This window comes from Neoroseomonas oryzicola, assembly GCF_012163135.1.
In the GTDB taxonomy this organism is placed as follows: Bacteria; Pseudomonadota; Alphaproteobacteria; order Acetobacterales; family Acetobacteraceae; genus Neoroseomonas; species Neoroseomonas oryzicola.
Genome location: NZ_JAAVUP010000001.1, coordinates 468,429 through 485,795, shown reverse-complemented (window position 1 = coordinate 485,795; position 17,367 = coordinate 468,429). Strand labels below are relative to the sequence as shown.

Annotated in this window: 17 protein-coding genes and 1 pseudogene; all 18 read left to right on the top strand. The window is 69.6% G+C overall.

The window, feature by feature from the left end; genetic code table 11:
- The first annotated feature begins 103 nt into the window (after window positions 1–103).
- The 18 genes and pseudogenes from GWK15_RS02330 (at window position 104) to GWK15_RS02245 (ending at window position 17,364) form a co-directional block, all read left to right on the top strand.
- The gene (locus GWK15_RS02330) at window positions 104–760 is read left to right on the top strand and encodes a DUF1028 domain-containing protein (RefSeq protein WP_168038665.1); all 657 of its coding nucleotides are present in this window, start codon (window positions 104–106) and stop codon (window positions 758–760) included.
- On the top strand, window positions 760–1,872 hold the full coding sequence (locus tag GWK15_RS02325; RefSeq protein ID WP_168038663.1) for an aminotransferase class V-fold PLP-dependent enzyme: 1,113 nt from the start codon (window positions 760–762) through the stop codon (window positions 1,870–1,872). Before GWK15_RS02330 ends, GWK15_RS02325 begins: the two co-directional genes overlap by 1 nt.
- A 54-nt stretch (window positions 1,873–1,926) precedes the next feature.
- A complete protein-coding gene (locus GWK15_RS02320) occupies window positions 1,927–3,060 on the top strand; it encodes a zinc-dependent alcohol dehydrogenase family protein (protein ID WP_168038661.1) in 1,134 nt (377 codons plus the stop codon).
- Between the two features lie 92 nt (window positions 3,061–3,152).
- Entirely contained in the window at window positions 3,153–3,983 is an 831-nt protein-coding gene (locus GWK15_RS02315; protein WP_168038659.1) for an urease accessory protein UreD, read from the top strand.
- 65 nt (window positions 3,984–4,048) lie between these two features.
- A pseudogene (locus GWK15_RS02310) lies at window positions 4,049–4,348 on the top strand (urease subunit gamma); the annotation flags it as partial.
- A gap of 128 nt (window positions 4,349–4,476) precedes the next feature.
- Window positions 4,477–4,782: an urease subunit beta gene (locus GWK15_RS02305; protein ID WP_168038657.1), complete on the top strand. Its 306-nt coding sequence runs from the start codon at window positions 4,477–4,479 to the stop codon at window positions 4,780–4,782.
- On the top strand, window positions 4,783–6,498 hold the full coding sequence (ureC, locus tag GWK15_RS02300) for an urease subunit alpha (protein WP_168038655.1): 1,716 nt from the start codon (window positions 4,783–4,785) through the stop codon (window positions 6,496–6,498).
- Between the two features lie 2 nt (window positions 6,499–6,500).
- A complete protein-coding gene (locus GWK15_RS02295) occupies window positions 6,501–7,067 on the top strand; it encodes an urease accessory protein UreE (RefSeq protein WP_338147175.1) in 567 nt (188 codons plus the stop codon).
- Entirely contained in the window at window positions 6,991–7,737 is a 747-nt protein-coding gene (locus tag GWK15_RS02290) for an urease accessory protein UreF (RefSeq protein ID WP_456306834.1), read from the top strand. The genes GWK15_RS02295 and GWK15_RS02290 overlap by 77 nt, the downstream gene beginning before the upstream one ends.
- A complete protein-coding gene (gene ureG / locus GWK15_RS02285) occupies window positions 7,734–8,345 on the top strand; it encodes an urease accessory protein UreG (RefSeq protein ID WP_168038651.1) in 612 nt (203 codons plus the stop codon). The genes GWK15_RS02290 and ureG overlap by 4 nt, the downstream gene beginning before the upstream one ends.
- A complete protein-coding gene (locus GWK15_RS02280; protein WP_168038649.1) occupies window positions 8,342–9,265 on the top strand; it encodes a 3-hydroxyacyl-CoA dehydrogenase family protein in 924 nt (307 codons plus the stop codon). The genes ureG and GWK15_RS02280 overlap by 4 nt, the downstream gene beginning before the upstream one ends.
- A gap of 49 nt (window positions 9,266–9,314) precedes the next feature.
- The gene (locus GWK15_RS02275; protein ID WP_168038647.1) at window positions 9,315–10,019 is read left to right on the top strand and encodes a dioxygenase family protein; all 705 of its coding nucleotides are present in this window, start codon (window positions 9,315–9,317) and stop codon (window positions 10,017–10,019) included.
- A gap of 1 nt (window position 10,020) precedes the next feature.
- Window positions 10,021–10,560 (top strand): protocatechuate 3,4-dioxygenase subunit alpha, encoded by a 540-nt coding sequence (gene pcaG, locus GWK15_RS02270; protein ID WP_168038645.1) that lies wholly within the window; start codon window positions 10,021–10,023, stop codon window positions 10,558–10,560.
- Between the two features lie 222 nt (window positions 10,561–10,782).
- Entirely contained in the window at window positions 10,783–12,576 is a 1,794-nt protein-coding gene (locus tag GWK15_RS02265) for an FAD-dependent oxidoreductase (RefSeq protein ID WP_168038643.1), read from the top strand.
- Entirely contained in the window at window positions 12,561–14,402 is a 1,842-nt protein-coding gene (locus tag GWK15_RS02260; RefSeq protein WP_168038641.1) for a 2-oxoacid:acceptor oxidoreductase subunit alpha, read from the top strand. The genes GWK15_RS02265 and GWK15_RS02260 overlap by 16 nt, the downstream gene beginning before the upstream one ends.
- Entirely contained in the window at window positions 14,399–15,454 is a 1,056-nt protein-coding gene (locus GWK15_RS02255; protein ID WP_168038639.1) for a 2-oxoacid:ferredoxin oxidoreductase subunit beta, read from the top strand. Before GWK15_RS02260 ends, GWK15_RS02255 begins: the two co-directional genes overlap by 4 nt.
- Before the next feature lie 9 nt (window positions 15,455–15,463).
- Window positions 15,464–16,123 carry a phosphoribosyltransferase gene (locus tag GWK15_RS02250; protein WP_168038637.1) on the top strand — a complete coding sequence of 220 codons (660 nt, stop codon included), beginning with the start codon at window positions 15,464–15,466 and terminating at the stop codon, window positions 16,121–16,123.
- Window positions 16,120–17,364 (top strand): pyridoxal phosphate-dependent decarboxylase family protein, encoded by a 1,245-nt coding sequence (locus GWK15_RS02245; RefSeq protein WP_168038635.1) that lies wholly within the window; start codon window positions 16,120–16,122, stop codon window positions 17,362–17,364. Before GWK15_RS02250 ends, GWK15_RS02245 begins: the two co-directional genes overlap by 4 nt.
- The last annotated feature ends 3 nt before the right edge of the window (window positions 17,365–17,367 follow it).

The window sequence follows — 17,367 nt, the reverse complement described above, 5'->3', positions numbered from 1 at the left end:
GAGCGGCGGCATCATGGCAGCCCGGCCCGCGCTCTCCAAGGCATGGCCTGGACGTGCCGCGACGCGCAGCCTTGAATGCGGGCCTTGGAAGCAGGGTTCGGGCATGACCTTCTCGCTACTCGGACGATGCGCGCGGACGGGGCAGTTCGGCGCGGCGGTGACGACCTCCTCCATCGCGGTCGGGACGCGGGTGCCCTTCCTGGCGGCGGGCGTCGGTGGCGTGCTGACGCAGCACCGGACCGATCCGCGGCTCGGGCCGCGGGGGCTCGACCTGCTGCGGTCGGGCTGTTCGGCGGAGGAGGCGCTGGCGGCGATCGTCGCCTCGACGCCGGATCATCGCTGGCGGCAGATCGCGGTGATGGACCGCCAGGGCCGGACGGCGCATTTCGACGGGGCGCGCGTGAAGCCGGCGCGCAGCGTCTGCCATGGCAAGGACGTGGTGGCGCTGGGGAACATCCTGGCGAATGAGCGCGTCGCGCATGCCATGACGGATGCCTTCCTCGCGAGCGCCGAGCGGCCGCTCGCCGAGCGTCTGGTCCGCGCGCTGGAAGCGGGCGAGGCCGCCGGCGGGGAGCATGGCGAAGTGACCTCGGCGAGCCTGATGGTCGTGGACCGTGAGGTCTTTCCCTATGTCGACCTGCGCATCGACAAGGCCGTCGGCCCCATCCCTGCGCTGCGGCGGCTGTGGGAGGAATATGCGCCGCTCGCGGATGGCTTCTTGAAGCGCGCCATCGACCCCGAAGACGCGCCGATCATCTGATGGAACCGCTCTTCGACCCCGCTGATTTCCGCATCCCGCCGGGCGTCGTGCATGTCTGCGCCGCCGGCGAGACACCCTTCCTGCGTCGTCACGACGCGGCCTTCGCGGCCTATGCCGAGGACAAGTCGGCCGGTCCGCCCGGCCGAACGCGGCAGGAGGCGAGGATGGAGGCTGCGCGGGAGAAGGCCGCGCGGCTGTTTGCCGTCGCGCCGGGCGATATCGGCTTCGTCTCCTCGGTCGCCGAGGGCGTCTCCATGGTGGTGGAGAGCCTCGACTGGCGGGCTGGCGACGAGGTCCTGGTCGATCCGGACGAATATCCTTCCGTCGCCGCGCCGCTGGCACAGAAGGGCGTGACGCTGCGCTTCGCGCCGATGCTGGACCCCGCGGCCGTCGCGGCGGCGGTGACGCCGCGCACGCGTATGATCGCGGTCAGCGCCGTGTCCTTCCTGACCGCGGCGCGCTACGACCTGGTCGCGCTCCGGGCGGCGGCGGACAAGGCCGGCGCGCTGCTGGTGGTCGACTTCACCCAGGGCGCGGGCTGGATGCCGATCGAGGCCGACGTCGCTGATTTCGGCTTCTCCGCCACCTACAAATGGGTGCTGGGCTGCACCGGCACCGCCATCGCCTATTGGAACCGTGCGCGACAACCGGGCTGGGCGCCGGGCACTGCGGGCTGGCATTCCATCGCGTCCATGGGGCGGCCCGACTGGTCGCGGCGGCCTGACCTGCTGCCGGACGCCGCGCGCTTCACGCGGGGCAATCCTTCGCATGTCGGGCTCTACGTGCTGGACGGCGCGCTCGACTACCTGGCGGGTTTCGGCGCGCCGGCGATCGAGCGGCACGTGAAGGGGCTGACGACGGCGATGCTCGCGCGGCTGGCCGAAGCGGGCATCCCTTCCACCACGCCGGTTGATCCGCGGCGCCATGGCGCGAGCGTCTGCGTGCAATCGCCCCATGCCGCCGCGATTGTCGCCGGCATGGAGCGCCGCGGTGTCTTCGCCTGGAATGGCCGCGGGCGCGTCCGCGTCTCCTTCCACGGCTACAACGGCAGCGCCGACATGGATCGCGCGACCGATGCCCTGATCGCGGAGTGGCGGGCCGCCCCGGCTTGACGGCCTGCCGCCCGCGCGGTCCCCTGGCCTTCGTCCAATGGAGGAAACGCGGGCATGCGCATCAAGGCGGCCGTCCTTTATCAGCAGGGCCTCCCGCGCCCCTATGCCGAAACGCGCCCGATGGTCGTGGAGGAGGTCGAGCTCGATCCGCCGGGCCCCGGTGAATTGCTGATCGAAGTCGCCGCTGCGGGGCTCTGCCATTCCGATCTCTCGACCATCGAGAATCAGCGTCCGCGCCCCCTGCCGATCGTCATCGGCCATGAAGGTGCGGGCATCGTGCGCGAGGTCGGGCCGGGGATCAGCGACCTCAAGCCAGGCGACCATGTCATCACCGTCTTCGCGCCATCCTGCGGGAACTGCCGGTATTGCGTGCGCGGCCGGCCAAACATCTGCCCGACCGGCAATGCGGCGCGTGCCGCGGGACAGTTGCCGACCGGGACGAAGCGGCTGAAGCGGCTGGACGGCACGCCGATCAACCACAATTCCGGCCTGTCGCTCTATGCGCAGTTCGCCGTGGTCGCGCGGCGATCCTGCGTGAAGATCGAAAAGGACATCCCGCTCGACGACGCCGCGATCTTCGGCTGCGCTGTCATGACCGGCGCGGGGGCGGTGCTGAACACGGCCGGCATCAAGGCAGGCGAGGAAGTCGCCATCATCGGCCTCGGCGGCGTTGGCATGAATGCGCTGTTCGGGGCCGTCGCGGCCGGGGCCGAACGTATCATCGCCATCGACACCAATCCGAAGAAGCTCGAGATGGCGAAGCAGTGGGGCGCGACGGACGTCTTCCTCGCCGGCAATGACGATTGCGCTGCGGCGGTGCGTGATGCGACGGATGGCGGCGTCGACAAGGTGGTGGAGACGGCGGGCTCGATCCCGGCGATGCAGCTTGCGCTCGCCATCACCGCGCGCGGCGGCGAGACCATCAGCGCCGGCCTGCCGAACATCCGCGCCGAGGTTTCCTACCTGCACGCCTCGCTGGTCAGCGAGGAACGTTCGATCCGTGGGTCCTACATGGGGTCCTGCGTGCCGGAACGCGACCTGCCGCGCCTGCTCGGCCTCTACCGCCGCGGCAAGCTGCCGGTGGACAAGCTGAAGACCAGCCACATCACCTTCGACCAGATCAACGAAGGCTTCGACCTGCTCTCGGACGGCGCGGTGCTGCGGCAGATGCTGCGCCCGAACGCCTGAGGAACTGCCTGCGGGGCGGGCAGGAAATGCCCACGATGTGAGCGTTTGCGCCCGGGTTGCGCTGCGGCCCTGGCGTGGCAGTCTCGCGCGCCATGCCTCGCGCCGCCACCTTGCCGTCCCACCAGCGTTCGCGCGGCGGCGCCTCCCTGCGCTTCGAGGTCGCGCGTGGCGCGACGCGGCTTGCGGATCTGCACCAGGCCTCGCCCATGCGCATCCTGTTCCCGGAGCCGGAACCGGGCGAGCCGCCGCTCGCCGCATTGGTGAACACGGCGGGCGGGCTCGCCGGCGGGGATGCCGTGGAGGTCGGGATCGCCCTTGGCCCCGGCGCAGAGGCGTGCGTCTCCACCCCCGCGGCCGAGAAGATCTACCGCAGCCTCGGCGCCGAGACGCGCGTCGCGGCGCGGCTCGAGGTCGAGACCGGTGCGACCCTCGAATGGATCCCGCAGGAGACGATCCTGTTCGACGGCGCCCGGCTGACCCGGCGGCTCGACGTTGATATCGCCGCCGATGCTCGCCTGCTGATGGCGGAGATGCTGGTCTTCGGCCGCCATGCGCGCGGCGAGGCGCTGCACGCCGGCAGCCTGCTCGATTCCTGGCGGCTGCGGCGCGACGGGCGTCTGGTCTGGGCCGACGGCATGGCGCTGGACGGGACGCTGCGCGACCGGCTCGACAGCCCCTTCGGCTTCGGTGGCGCCGAGGCCTGCGCGACGCTGGTGCTGCTCGCGAGCGCCCCGCTCGAGGAGGCGCGGGACGCGCTGCGCGCCGAGGGCATGGCCGCGACGATCCTGCGGCCCGGGATGCTGATCCTGCGCTGGCTCGGCGGCGCCGTCCCGGTGCGGGACGGGCTCGGACAGGCGATCCGGATGCTGCGGGCGAGGGTGCTGGGCCGCCCCCCGGCGCTGCCCCGGCTGTGGACGTGTTGAGAGGCGACCCGCCATGATGGCGCGCGGATTGCTGCGCCACCTGGCGGGCTGAGGAGTGGAGCGGGATGAACCTGACGCCGCGTGAGAAGGACAAGCTGCTGGTCGCGATGGCGGCGATCGTCGCGCGCCGGCGGCTGGAGCGCGGACTGCGCCTCAACTACCCCGAGGCGGTCGCGCTGATCACCGATTACGTCGTCGAAGGCGCGCGCGACGGGCGCAGCGTCGCGGAACTCATGCGCGACGGCGCCAAGGTGCTGACCCGCGATCAGGTGATGGACGGCATCGCCGAGATGATCCACGAGATCCAGGTCGAGGCGACCTTCCCCGACGGCACCAAGCTCGTCACGGTGCACCAGCCGATCCGCGATGCGGCGGCGGCGAAGCCAGCGAAGGCGAAGGCCAAGCCTGCCGCGAAGAAGGCCGCGCCGAAGAGGGCTCCGCCGAAGCGGAAGGCCGCAGCGAAACCGAAGCCCAAGGCGAAAGGAGCCCGCCGATGATCCCGGGCGAGATCATCCCCGCCGCCGGGGACATCGAACTCAACGCCGGCCGCGCCGCAATCGAGGTCGAGGTCGCCAACACAGGCGACCGCCCCGTGCAGGTCGGCAGCCACTACCACTTCGCCGAGACCAACCCGCTGCTGCGCTTCGACCGTACGGCGGCGCGCGGCCGGCGGCTCGACATCGCGGCCGGCACCGCGGTGCGCTTCGAACCCGGCCAGACGCGCAAGGTGCGGCTGGTCGAGATCGCCGGCGCGCGCATCGTCCACGGCTTCCGCGGCGAGACGGAAGGAGTGCTGTAAATGGCCACCCGGATCTCCCGCGCCGCCTATGCCGGCATGTACGGCCCGACCGTTGGCGACCGCGTTCGCCTGGCGGACACCGATATCGTCATCGAGGTGGAGCGCGACCTCACCACCTATGGCGAGGAGGTGAAGTTCGGCGGCGGCAAGGTCATCCGCGACGGCATGGGCCAGTCGCAGGTGACGCGCGCGAACGGCGCGATGGACACCGTCATCACCAATGCGCTGATCCTCGATGCCGTGACCGGTATCCTCAAGGCGGATGTCGGGCTGAAGGACGGCAAGATCGCCGCCATCGGCAAGGCGGGGAACCCGGACACCCAGCCGGGCGTCACCATCATCATCGGGCCAGGCACGGAGATCATCGCCGGCGAGGGGCGCATCCTGACCGCCGGCGGCATCGACCCGCACATCCACTTCATTTGCCCCCAGCAGATCGAGGAGGCGCTGGCCTCCGGCGTGACCTCGATGTTCGGCGGCGGCACCGGGCCGGCGCATGGCACGCTCGCCACCACCTGCACGCCGGGTCCCTGGCACATCGCCCGCATGCTGCAGGCGGCCGAGGCTTTCCCGATGAATCTCGGCTTCCTCGGCAAGGGGAACGCGGCGCTACCGGCGGCGCTCGAGGAACAGATCCGCGCCGGCGCCTGCGGGCTCAAGCTGCATGAGGACTGGGGCACCACGCCCAAGGCGATCGACACCTGCCTGTCGGTCGCGGATGCGATGGACATCCAGGTCGCCATCCACACCGACACGCTGAACGAATCCGGCTTCGTCGAGGAGACGATCAAGGCCATCAAGGGCCGCGTGCTGCAGGCCTTCCACACGGAAGGCGCGGGCGGCGGCCATGCACCCGACATCCTGCGTCTGGTGGGGGAGGCGGGGATCCTGCCGTCGTCCACCAATCCCACCATGCCCTACACGGTGAACACCGTGGACGAGCATCTCGACATGCTCATGGTCTGCCATCACCTCGACCCGCGCATCGCCGAGGACGTGGCCTTCGCCGAAAGCCGCATCCGCAAGGAGACCATCGCGGCCGAGGACATCCTGCACGACATCGGCGCGATCTCGATGATGTCCTCCGACAGCCAAGCCATGGGCCGCGTGGGCGAGGTCATCATCCGCACCTGGCAGACCGCCCACAAGATGAAGGTCCAGCGTGGCCGCCTGCCGGAGGAGACCGGCGACAACGACAACCGCCGCGCGCTGCGCTACATCGCGAAATACACGATCAACCCGGCGATCTCCCAGGGCGTTGCCGACCACGTCGGCAGCATCGAGGTCGGCAAGCTCGCCGACCTGGTGTTGTGGTCGCCGGCCTTCTTCGGCGTGAAGCCCGAGATGGTGCTGAAGTGCGGTGCCATCGCCATGTCGTTGATGGGCGATCCGAACGCGTCCATCCCGACGCCGCAGCCGGTGCATTACCGGCCGATGTTCGGTGCCTTCGCCGGGGCCAAGCGCGCGACGTCGGTGACCTTCGTCTCCCAGGCCGCGATCGAGGAAGGCATCGCCGAACGCTTCGGCCTGTCACGTCCGCTCGCCGCGGTGCGCAATTGCCGCGGCGGCATCGGCAAGCGGTCGATGCTGCACAACGACGCCCTGCCGCGCATCGAGGTCGATGCCGAGACCTATGAGGTGCGCGCCGACGGCGTGCTGCTCGTCTGCGAACCCGCCAAGGTGCTGCCGATGGCGCAGCGCTACTTCCTGTTCTGAGGATGATGATGGACCAGGAGAGCATCCCCCGCGCGACCACCGTGCACCGCGCCGGCGAATGGCCGGAGCCGGAGGCCCGCGACGCCGTGCTGGTGGATTTCGACGACCGCTTCCGCCGCCGGAAGCTCTACACGGGGGAGGGCGGGCTCGCCTTCCTCCTCGACCTGCCCGAGGCGACGGTGCTGCGGGAGGGCGACGGCCTGGCGCTAGCGACCGGCGGCTTCGTGCGGGTGAAGGCCGCGCCCGAGCCGCTCGTCGAGATCACCGCGAAGAACCACGAGCATTTCGCGCGCCTCGCGTGGCACCTTGGCAACCGCCACCTGCCGACGCAGATCGACGGCGACCGCCTGCTGATCCGCGATGACCATGTCATCGTCCATATGCTGGAAGGCCTGGGTGCGACGCTGCGCAAGGTGAACGTGCCCTTCGACCCGGAGGGCGGGGCCTATGGCGAGCAGAACTACAGCCCGACCCAGCACCACCACACCCACCATCACCACCACCACGATCACGGCGACCACCACCATCACCACGACCACGATCACGACCACTGCGACCACCACCACTGAGGCGCTCTACCGCCTGCTGACTTGGCTCTCGCCGGCCTATCCGGTGGGGGCCTACACCTACAGCCATGGGCTCGAGGCAGCGGTGGAGGAAGGCGCGGTGACGCGGCGGGACGACCTCGTCGCCTATGTCGCCACCGCCCTGCGCGACGGGGCGGGGCGGGTGGACGGTGCGCTACTGGCCGCGGCGCATCGCGCCTTGGCGGCGGGGAAGGCGAGGGCGCTCGACGCCGTTGCGGAACTCGGCGCGGCCTGGCGCGGCACGCCGGAGACCGCGCTGGAGGCCGAGGCGCAGGGGACGGCCTTTCTCAACGTGACGCTCGCCGCCTGGCCCGAGCCGCGCCTCGCGGCCTTCGCCGCGCGCCATCCGCGCCGCATCCCGCATGCCGTCGCCTTCGGCGCGGCTGCGGCGGCGCATGGCGTGCCTTTGCGCGACGCCACCTTCGGCTACCTGTCCGCCTTCGCCGCGAATCTGGTCTCGGCCGGGGTGCGGCTGGTGCCACTCGGGCAAACCGACGGGCAGCTCGCGACGGCGGCGCTGCTGCCGGTCGTCGCCGCGGCGGCCGAGGCTGCGCTCACCGCGGACCTGGACCGCATCGGCACGGCGAGCCCGGCCTTAGACCTTTTCTCCATCCGTCATGAAACCCAGTACACGAGGCTCTTCCGGTCATGAAGAACGGTCCCTTCCGCGTCGGCATCGGCGGTCCCGTCGGCTCCGGCAAGACGGCGCTGACCGAGCGGCTCTGCAAGCATCTGCGCGACCGCCACGACATCGCGGTCATCACCAACGACATCTATACCAAGGAGGACGCGGAGTTCCTCACCCGCGCCGGCGCACTCGATCCCGCGCGCATCGCCGGGGTGGAGACCGGAGGCTGCCCGCACACCGCGATCCGCGAGGATGCCTCCATCAACCTCGCCGCCGTGCACGACATGACGGAGAAGTTCCCGAACCTCGAGGTGCTGTTCATCGAGAGCGGCGGGGACAACCTTGCCGCCACCTTCAGCCCCGAACTCGCGGACCTGACCATCTACGTCATCGACGTCAGCGCCGGCGACAAGATCCCGCGCAAGGGCGGGCCGGGCATCACGCGTTCCGATCTGCTGGTGATCAACAAGATCGACCTCGCGCCGCTGGTCGGCGCCGACCTCTCGGTTATGGACCGCGACGCACGGAAGATGCGCGGCAAGCGGCCTTTCGTCTTCACCAATCTCAAGGACAACAAGGGCGTGGCCGAGATCGCCGACTTCGTGCTGCGCCAGGGCGGCATCGCCGCATGAGTGCCCCGCGCCACACGGTCATCCTCGGCATGGGGCTGATGGGCTGCGACATCGCCGCCATCTTCCTCGCCGGTGGGTGGCGCGTGACCGCGGTGGAACCGGCCGAGGCCCGTTGGCCCGAGGTCCAGGCACGCGTTCGGCAATCCATCACGCAGCTCGAGGGCAATCCCGACGACGCGGCGCATCTCGCGCTGGTGAACGACATCGCCGCGCCGGACTACGCCTCGGCCGAGATCGTCATCGAGGCCGTGCCGGAGCGCCTGGCGTTGAAGCAGGAGGTCTTCGGCAGGCTCGACACGCTGGTGCCGGCGCATATCCCGGTGGTGTCCAATGCCTCCGGCTACCGCATCACCGACATCGCGGGCCACATCCCGACGCGGGCACGTTGCGCCAACCTGCACTTCTTCCTCCCGGCGCATCTCGTCCCCGGCGTCGAGGTCGTCCGCGGCGAGCACACCGATCCGGCCATCTGCGACGCCGTCGCCGACATCATGAATGGCCTAGGCCGCAAGGCGATTCGGGTCGCGAAGGACGTGCCGGGCTTCCTCGCCAACCGCATCCAGCACGCGCTGATGCGCGAGGCCTTCGCCGTCATCGACCAGCGCCTGGCCAGCGCCGAGGATGTCGACAACGCCGTGCGCTACTGCTTCGGCTTCCGCTATGTCGCCGCCGGACCGATCACGCAGAAGGAGCTCGCGGGGCTCGAGACGCAGCTCGAAGCGGGACGCACCATCTATCCCTCGTTGTGCAACAGCCCCGATCCCAGCCCGACGCTGGCGCGGCTGGTGGCGGAAAACCGCCTCGGACCCAAGACTGGCCGCGGCTTCCGCGACTGGCCGGCCGATGTCACGGCGAAGGAACGGGCACGGTACGAGAAGGCGCTGCTCGCCGGCGTGCGCATCCTCAAGGAAGAGGGTTGACGGGGCAGGGCGCCGCCTTCCACCGTCCGCCCACTCCAGGGAGGCAAGAATGGCGGACCCAACCCCCTACGCGCCGATCGCGCCCGGCAGCCAGCCGCCGCTCGACCTGCCATCCTATCTGAGCACCTCGCTCCGCCATCCGAAGGCGGAGCCGGTCCGCATCCCGACGACGATCACGGAATCCTCGGCACCGCGCTTCGCGCCCGCCTGGTATGCGCCGCATGCCGATCTTTCGGTGGTGCAGGGCAAGGCGGCGCTCGGGGAACGCATCGTCGTCGCCGGCCGCGTCACGGACGAGAACGGCCGCCCAGTCGCCAACGCGATGGTCGAGGTCTGGCAGGCGAACGCGGCTGGCCGCTACCACCATGCGCGCGACCGGCACGACGCGCCGCTCGACCCGAACTTCGTCGGCGAGGGTCGCGTCTTCACCGATGCGGAGGGCAACTATGCCTTCACCTCCATCAAGCCCGGTGCCTATCCGTGGCGGAACCCGGGCCCTGGCTGGCGGCCGCAGCACATCCATTTCGGCCTGCACGGTGCGGGCTTCGCCCAGCGCCTGATCACCCAGATGTATTTTCCGGGCGATCCGCTGCTCGACTTCGACGCCATCTTCCAGGGCAGCGGGGACGAGGCGGCACGGCGACGCCTGGTCGCGACGCTCGACCCCGCGCTGATGCAGGCCGACTGGGCGCTGGGCTATCGCTTCGACATCGTTCTCCGCGGCCGCGCCGCCACGCCTTTCGAGAATGCCTGACATGACCCACGCGACCGCCAGCCAGACCGCCGGTCCCTACTGGCACATGATCGACTTCCCGGCCTGGGCCGACCTGCTGCGCGCGGACGGCCCCAATGCCGGTGCGTCGGGCGAGCGCATCGTCCTGACGGGCTGCATCACGGATGGTTCCGGCGCGGTGGTGCCGGATGCGATGGTCGAGATCTGGCAGGCTGATCCCGACGGCAGTTACGATTCGTCATTTCACGGTTTCGGCCGCTGCGCGACGGATGCGGAAGGCCGCTACCGCTTCGTCACCGTCAGGCCCGGCGCTGTGCCGGGTCCGGGCAACAGCACCCAGGCCGCGCATGTCGTCATCACCATCTTCGCGCGCGGCCTCATGAAGGGCCTCGTCACGCGCGCCTATTTCGCAGGGGATGCGCGGCTTTCGGAGGATCCGGTCCTCGCGATGGTGCCCGCGGCACGGCGCGGCACCATGATCGCGACGCCGGCGGGCGACGGCGAATGGCGGCTCGACATCCGCTTGCAGGGGGACGGCGAGACCGTCTTCCTCGAGGTCTGAACCACGCGGTCGCGCTGCGGCGCAGCAAGAATCGGCACATTGCCCCCGGGGCCGCCTTGGGGCAGATTCACGCCCAAGCCGTTGAACGGCGGGGAGTGGACCAGACGTAATGACGACTGCGTTTGCGCGATGGCCGTCCAGCCACCGCAGCCAGGACATCAAGAACGCATCCAACGGAGTGCTCCACGCTTTGCGGCATCCAGCCCAAGGGAGGCTCCGCGCGTGAAGCCGACGGACATCTCGTCCCCGGACTACTTCCACAAGGTGGTCGATTGCCAGTGGGCCTGTCCGGCCCACACGCCCGTGCCCGAGTACATCCGGTTGATCGCCGCGGGCCGGTATTCCGACGCTTACATGGTCAACTGGCATTCGAACGTTTTCCCGGGGATCCTGGGTCGCACCTGCGACCGCCCCTGCGAGCCCGCTTGCCGGCGCGGCCGTGTCGAGGAAGAACCGGTCGCGATCTGCCGGTTGAAGCGCGTCGCGGCCGACAACAAGGGCGAAGTGCTGTCCCGCATGCCGGAGATCCCGAGCGAGCGGAACGGCAAGCGCATCGCCTGCGTCGGTGCGGGTCCGGCGAGCATGACGGTCGCGCGCGACCTCGCGCCGCTCGGCTACGAGATCCACGTCTTCGACGGCGCCGCGAAGCCGGGCGGCTTCATCCGCCAGCAGATCCCGCGCTTCCGTCTGCCCGAGGAAGTAATCGACGAGGAATGCGGTTTCGCGCTCGATCGCGGCGGCGTGGTGAGCCACATGAACCGCCGCGTCGACAGCCTGAAGGCCCTGCTCGCCGAGGGTTACGACGCGGTCTTCGTCGGGTCGGGCGCGCCGCGCGGGCGCGAGCTCGATGTGCCGGGCCGCAAGGAAGCGGCGGCCAACATCCATCTCGGCATCGATTGGCTCGCCTCGGTCTCCTTCGGGCATGTGAAGTCGATCGGCAAGCGCGTCATCGTGCTCGGCGGCGGCAACACCGCGATGGATTGCTGCCGCTCCGCCCGCCGCCTCGGCGGCGAGGAGGTGAAGGTCGTCGTCCGCTCCGGCTTCGAGGAGATGAAGGCCTCCCCGTGGGAGAAGGAGGACGCGATGCATGAAGGCATCCCGATCCTCAACTTCCTCGTGCCGAAGGAAGTGCTGCACGACAACGGCCGCCTGACCGGCATGGTGTTCGAGAAGGTCGCGGCGCAGTACGACGAGAAGGGGCGCCGCTCCCTGTTGCCGACCGGCGAGCCTGACGTGACGATCGAATGCGACGACGTCCTCGTCGCCATCGGCCAGGAGAACGCCTTCCCCTGGATCGAGCGCGATGCCGGGATCGAGTTCGACCGCTGGGGCCTGCCGAAGCTCGACACCGAGACGCTGCAGTCGACCGACCCTCGCGTCTTCTTCGGCGGCGATGCGGCCTTCGGCCCGAAGAACATCATCTGGGCCGTGGCGCATGGCCACCAGGCCGCGGTGTCCATCGACCTGTTCTGCAAGGGCGAGGACGTGAAGGTCCGGCCCGCGCCGGATGTCCGCATCGCCAGCCAGAAGATGGGCATCCACGAATGGGCCTATGACAACGCGGTCTCGCTCGACCTGCGGTACAAGGTGCCGCAACTGCCGGCCGAGAAGGCGCTGCGCGACATCACCGCGGAGGTCGAACTCGGCTACGACCGGGAAATGGCCTATCTCGAGACGCAGCGCTGCCTGAACTGCGACGTGCAGACGGTGTTCACGGCCAAGGCCTGCATCGAATGCGACGCCTGCGTCGACATCTGCCCGACCGACTGCATCACCTTCACCGAGAATGGTGAGGAGGAGGAACTCCGCACGCGCCTCAAGGCGCCGGCGGTGAACACCTACCAGGATCTCTACGTCCAGGATGGCCTTAAGACGGGCCGAGTGATGGTCAAGGACGAGGACGTCTGCCTGCACTGCGGCATGTGCGCCGAGCGCTGCCCGACCGGTGCCTGGGACATGCAGAAGTTCCTGCTCGAGACCGCCAAGCCGAAGGCGCACGCATGCCACAGCCGATAACCGCGACGAACGACTTCGTCGTCAAGTTCGCCAACGTCAACGGGTCGGGGTCGGCCTCCGCCAACGGGCTCTTCGCGAAATCAATCCTGCGGATGGGCGTGCCCATCGCGTCGCGCAACATCTTCCCCTCGAACATCCAGGGCCTGCCGACCTGGTTCGAGGTCCGCGTCAGCGAGGCCGGCCACATGGGCCGGCGCGGGGGCGTGGACATGATGGTTGCGATGAACCCGCAGACCTGGGACCGCGACGTCGCCGAGATCGAGCCGGGCGGCTACCTGTTCTATGATTCGACCCGGCCGATGCCGAAGTCGAAGTTCCGCGACGACATCACCGTCATCGGCTGTCCGCTAACCGAGATCACGAACAACGCCTATTCCGATCCGCGGCAGCGGCAGCTGTTCAAGAACATCGTCTATCTCGGCGCGCTGTCGGCGCTGCTCGACATGGACGTGGAAGCGGTGAGGGCGTCCATCGCTGCCCAGTTCAAGGGCAAGGAGAAGCTGGTCCCGGCCAACTTCGCCGCACTCGAGATGGGCCGGAGCTGGGCGCACGAGAACCTCGCCTGCCCGATCGGCCTGCGGCTGCGCAAGGCGGATGCGGTGGGCGACCGGATCTTCACCGACGGCAATTCCGCCGCGGCGCTCGGCGCCGTCTATGGCGGCGCGACCGTCTGCGCCTGGTATCCGATCACGCCCTCGACCTCCTTGGCCGAGGCCTTCGAGAAGTATTGCGGCCGCCTGCGCAAGGACCCGGAGACCGGGGCCAAGCGCTACGCGATCGTGCAGGCCGAGGACGAGCTTGCCTCCATCGGCATGGTGGTCGGCGCGGCCTGGAACGGCGCGCGCGCCTTCACCGCGACCTCGGGGCCCGGCGTGTCGCTGATGCAGGAATTCCTCGGCCTCGCCTACTTCGCCGAGATCCCGACCGTGCTGTTCGACGTGCAGCGCGCGGGGCCGTCGACCGGCATGCCGACGCGCACGCAGCAATCGGACCTGCTCTCGGCCGCCTATGCCAGCCACGGCGATACCAAGCACGTCATGCTGCTGCCCGAGGATCCTGCCGAATGCTTCGCCTTCGGCGCGGATGCCTTCGACCTGGCCGACCGGCTGCAGACGCCGATCTTCGTCATGCTCGACCTCGACATCGGCATGAACGACTGGCTCTGCGCACCCTTCAAGTGGGATCCCGCGCGGAAGATGGATCGCGGCAAGGTGCTCGACGCCGCGGGCCTCGATGCCGCCAAGACCTTCGGCCGCTACCTGGACGTGGACGGGGACGGCATCCCCTACCGCACCTGGCCCGGCACCCATCCGGAGAAGGGATCCTTCTTCACCCGCGGCACATCGCGCGACCGCTACGCCCGCTATACCGAGGACGGCGCGCCCTACGTCGACAACATGCAGCGCCTGCTGAAGAAGTTCCACACGGCGCGCTCCATCGTCCCGCATCCGATCGTGACGCTGGCCAAGGAGAAGGCGCGCGACGGCGTGATCTTCTACGGCTCCACTTCGGCCGCGATGCGGGAGGCGCTGACGGCGCTGGAGGCGCAGGGCATCCATCTCGATGCCATGCGCATCCGCGCCTTCCCCTTCCACGACGACGTCGCGGCCTTCATCGCCGCTCATGAGCGTGTCTTCGTCGTCGAGCAGAACCGCGACGCCCAGCTCCGCACCCTCCTCATCAACGAGGAGGAGATCGACCCCGCGAAGCTGGTGCCGGTGCTGCACTACGACGGCACGCCGATCACCGCGCGCTTCATCCTGTCCGCCATTGCCGACCGGGCTTCGGCGGCGAACGTCCTTCCCTTCCGCAAGGCCACGCCATGAGCTACCTGCCGAAGCCGAAGCTTCACCATCCGAAGCTGCCGACCAACGCGATCGGCCTGACGCGGCGCGACTATGAGGGCGCGATCAGCACCCTCTGTGCCGGCTGCGGGCATGATTCGATCAGCGCGGCCATCATCCAGGCCTGCTTCAACCTCTCGCTGCCGCCGCATCGCGTCGCCAAGCTGTCGGGCATCGGGTGTTCGTCCAAGACGCCGACCTACTTCCTCGGCGCGGCGCACGGGTTCAATTCCGTGCATGGGCGCATGCCCTCGGTGCTCACCGGCGCCTACCTGGCGAACCGGGACCTGATCTACCTCGGTGTCTCAGGTGACGGGGACAGTGCCTCGATCGGCTTCGGCCAGTTTGCGCACAGCATCCGCCGCGGCGTGAACATGACCTACATCGTCGAGAACAACGGCGTTTACGGGCTGACCAAGGGGCAGTTCTCCGCGACCTCGGACAAGGGGTCAGTCGCGAAGAAGGGCAACGTCAACACCGACCAGCCGATCGACCTGGCGGCCATCGCGGTGCAGCTCGGTGCGACATTCGTCGCGCGGTCCTTCTCGGGCGACAAGGAACAGCTGGTGCCGCTGATCGAAGCCGCGCTGCTGCATGAGGGCTCCGCCTTCATCGACGTGCTCAGCCCCTGCGTCGCCTTCAACAACCACCCGGGCAGCACGAAGTCCTACGACTACGTGCGCGAGCACAACGACGCGCTGAACCGCCTGGACGTCATGCTGCCGCGGCAGGAGATCACCGCCTCCTACGCCCCGGGCGCGCTGACCGAGGTCGTGCAGCACGACGGCACGATCCTGCGCCTGCGCAAGCTGCATGACGGGCATGACCCGACCGACCGCGCCTCCGCCATGCACTACCTGATGGAGCGCAAGGCCGCGGGCGAGATCGTCACCGGCCTGATCTACGTCGAGCCCGAGGCGAAGCCGCTGCACCAGAACCTCGGCACGGTGGCGGCGGCGCTGAACTCGCTCGGCGATGCGGATCTGTGCCCGGGCGTCGACGCGCTCGAGAGGATCAACGCCTCGCTGCGGTGACCGGCCGCGATGTGGCGTGACGCGCTCTTCCGCGACCGACGGGAGGCGGGTGTGCGTCTCGTCCCGCTGCTGGCGCCGCTCGGGCTGAAGGATGCGCTGGTCTATGGGCTGCTGCGCGGCGGCATCGCCGTCGCCGCGCCGGTCGCCGAGGGTCTCAAGGCGCCGCTGCTGCCCTTCCTGGTGCGGAAGCTCGGCGTGCCCTGGCAGCCGGAACTCGGCTTCGGCGCGCTGGCCGAAGGTGCCGAGGCACCGGTGCTGAACCGCGAAATCGTCGCGGGCTGTGGCCTCGGCCCCGACGACATCGCCACGGTCGAGACGCGCGAGCGGCACGAACTGGAACGCCGGCAGGCGCTCTACCTGGCTGGCCTGCAGCGGCCGGACCCGCGCGGGCGGGCGGTGATCCTGGTCGATGACGGCCTCGCCACCGGTGTCTCGGCCCGTGCGGCGCTGCAATCGCTGCGGGCCCAGGGGGCCTCGCCCCTGATCCTCGCGGTTCCCGTGGCGCCTGCCTCCTCGATCGCGTCGCTCGATGGCGAATGCGACCGCATCGTCTGCGCCGAGATCTCCGACATCCCGGCCGGCATCGGTGGCTGCTACGCGGATTTCCACCAGCTCGAGGACGAGGAGGTGCTCGCCATCCTGCGCGGCGCCGGGAAGGAGGCCCCATGACCAGCATCCCCGCCACCGGCCGCAGCCGCACCGACCTCATGGCCGAACTCGCCGCGCGCAAGTCGGGCGACCGCGACTGGCGGCACGGCAAGCTCGCCGTCTATTTCTACTGGCTCGACGAGGAGCTCGAGCGCGTCCAGCAGGAGGCCTACCTGGCCTACTGGACGGAGAACAACCTCGGCCAGCGCGCCTATCCCAGCCTGAAGTCGCTGGAGGACGACGTCATCGCCATGGCGCTCGGCCTGCTCGGCGGCGGGGCGAAGGCGGGCGGGACCTTCACCTCGGGCGGGTCGGAAAGCATCTTCCTCGCCATGATGGCGGCGCGGAACCGCGCGCATGCGCGACGTGGCACGCCGCAGGGCAACATCGTGCTGCCGGACAGTGCGCATCTCACCTTCGACCGCGCGGCCGAGGCGCTCGGCCTCGAAGCCCGCCGCGTGCCGGTTGGGCCGGACTATCGCGCGGATGTTTCGGCCATGGCGGCGCGCATGGACGGCGACACCGTCGCGCTGGTCGGTTCCGCGCCGAACTATCCCTTCGGCACCTTCGATCCCATTGCCGAACTTGCGGCGCTGGCGGCCGAACGCGGCGCATGGATGCATGTCGATGCCTGCGTGGGCGGCTTCCTCGCGCCCTATGTGCGCCGGCTCGGGCACGACATCCCGCGCTTCGAGCTGGACGTGCCGGGCGTGACCTCCTTGTCCGCAGACATCCACAAGCATGGCATGGCGCCGAAGGGGGCCTCCCTGCTGCTGATGGCCGATGCGGCCGACCGCGAATGGCACAAGTTCGAAAGTCGCGCCTGGCAGCGCGGGCCCTATGCCGCCTACACGACTCAGGGCACGCGGCCCGGCGGCGCGGTCGCGGCCGCCTGGGCCTCGATGAACCACCTCGGCGAGGAGGGTTATCTCCGTTGCGCCCGCCTCATCATGGAGGCCAAGGCCATCATCACCGCGGGCATCGAGGCCATTCCGGGCCTCGAGGTCCTGATGCCGAACGACCTCGGCATCCTGGTCTGGCGCGCCACGGACCCGGCGCTCGACATCGGCAAGGTCGCCGCGGCGATGGATGCCGAGGGCTGGCTGGTCGGCCGCCAGCAGCAGCCGGACGGGGTTCACCTGCACCTCAACCCGATCCACCGGCACTACGCGGAGGATTACGTCGCCGCCGTCTCCCGCGCCGTCACCGCCACGCGCGGCGGTGCTGCGGCGCGCATGGGGGCCAACGAGCGGACCTACTGACCG

Coding starts and splice junctions, on each gene's coding strand:
- GWK15_RS02275 (WP_168038647.1), top strand. CDS start 9,315: ATGGCGGACCCAACCCCCTACGCGCCGATCGCGCCCGGCAGCCAGCCG.
- pcaG (WP_168038645.1), top strand. CDS start 10,021: ATGACCCACGCGACCGCCAGCCAGACCGCCGGTCCCTACTGGCACATG.
- GWK15_RS02260 (WP_168038641.1), top strand. CDS start 12,561: ATGCCACAGCCGATAACCGCGACGAACGACTTCGTCGTCAAGTTCGCC.
- GWK15_RS02250 (WP_168038637.1), top strand. CDS start 15,464: ATGTGGCGTGACGCGCTCTTCCGCGACCGACGGGAGGCGGGTGTGCGT.
- GWK15_RS02325 (WP_168038663.1), top strand. CDS start 760: ATGGAACCGCTCTTCGACCCCGCTGATTTCCGCATCCCGCCGGGCGTC.
- GWK15_RS02245 (WP_168038635.1), top strand. CDS start 16,120: ATGACCAGCATCCCCGCCACCGGCCGCAGCCGCACCGACCTCATGGCC.
- GWK15_RS02320 (WP_168038661.1), top strand. CDS start 1,927: ATGCGCATCAAGGCGGCCGTCCTTTATCAGCAGGGCCTCCCGCGCCCC.
- GWK15_RS02330 (WP_168038665.1), top strand. CDS start 104: ATGACCTTCTCGCTACTCGGACGATGCGCGCGGACGGGGCAGTTCGGC.
- GWK15_RS02255 (WP_168038639.1), top strand. CDS start 14,399: ATGAGCTACCTGCCGAAGCCGAAGCTTCACCATCCGAAGCTGCCGACC.
- GWK15_RS02315 (WP_168038659.1), top strand. CDS start 3,153: ATGCCTCGCGCCGCCACCTTGCCGTCCCACCAGCGTTCGCGCGGCGGC.
- ureG (WP_168038651.1), top strand. CDS start 7,734: ATGAAGAACGGTCCCTTCCGCGTCGGCATCGGCGGTCCCGTCGGCTCC.
- GWK15_RS02280 (WP_168038649.1), top strand. CDS start 8,342: ATGAGTGCCCCGCGCCACACGGTCATCCTCGGCATGGGGCTGATGGGC.
- GWK15_RS02305 (WP_168038657.1), top strand. CDS start 4,477: ATGATCCCGGGCGAGATCATCCCCGCCGCCGGGGACATCGAACTCAAC.
- GWK15_RS02295 (WP_338147175.1), top strand. CDS start 6,501: ATGATGATGGACCAGGAGAGCATCCCCCGCGCGACCACCGTGCACCGC.
- ureC (WP_168038655.1), top strand. CDS start 4,783: ATGGCCACCCGGATCTCCCGCGCCGCCTATGCCGGCATGTACGGCCCG.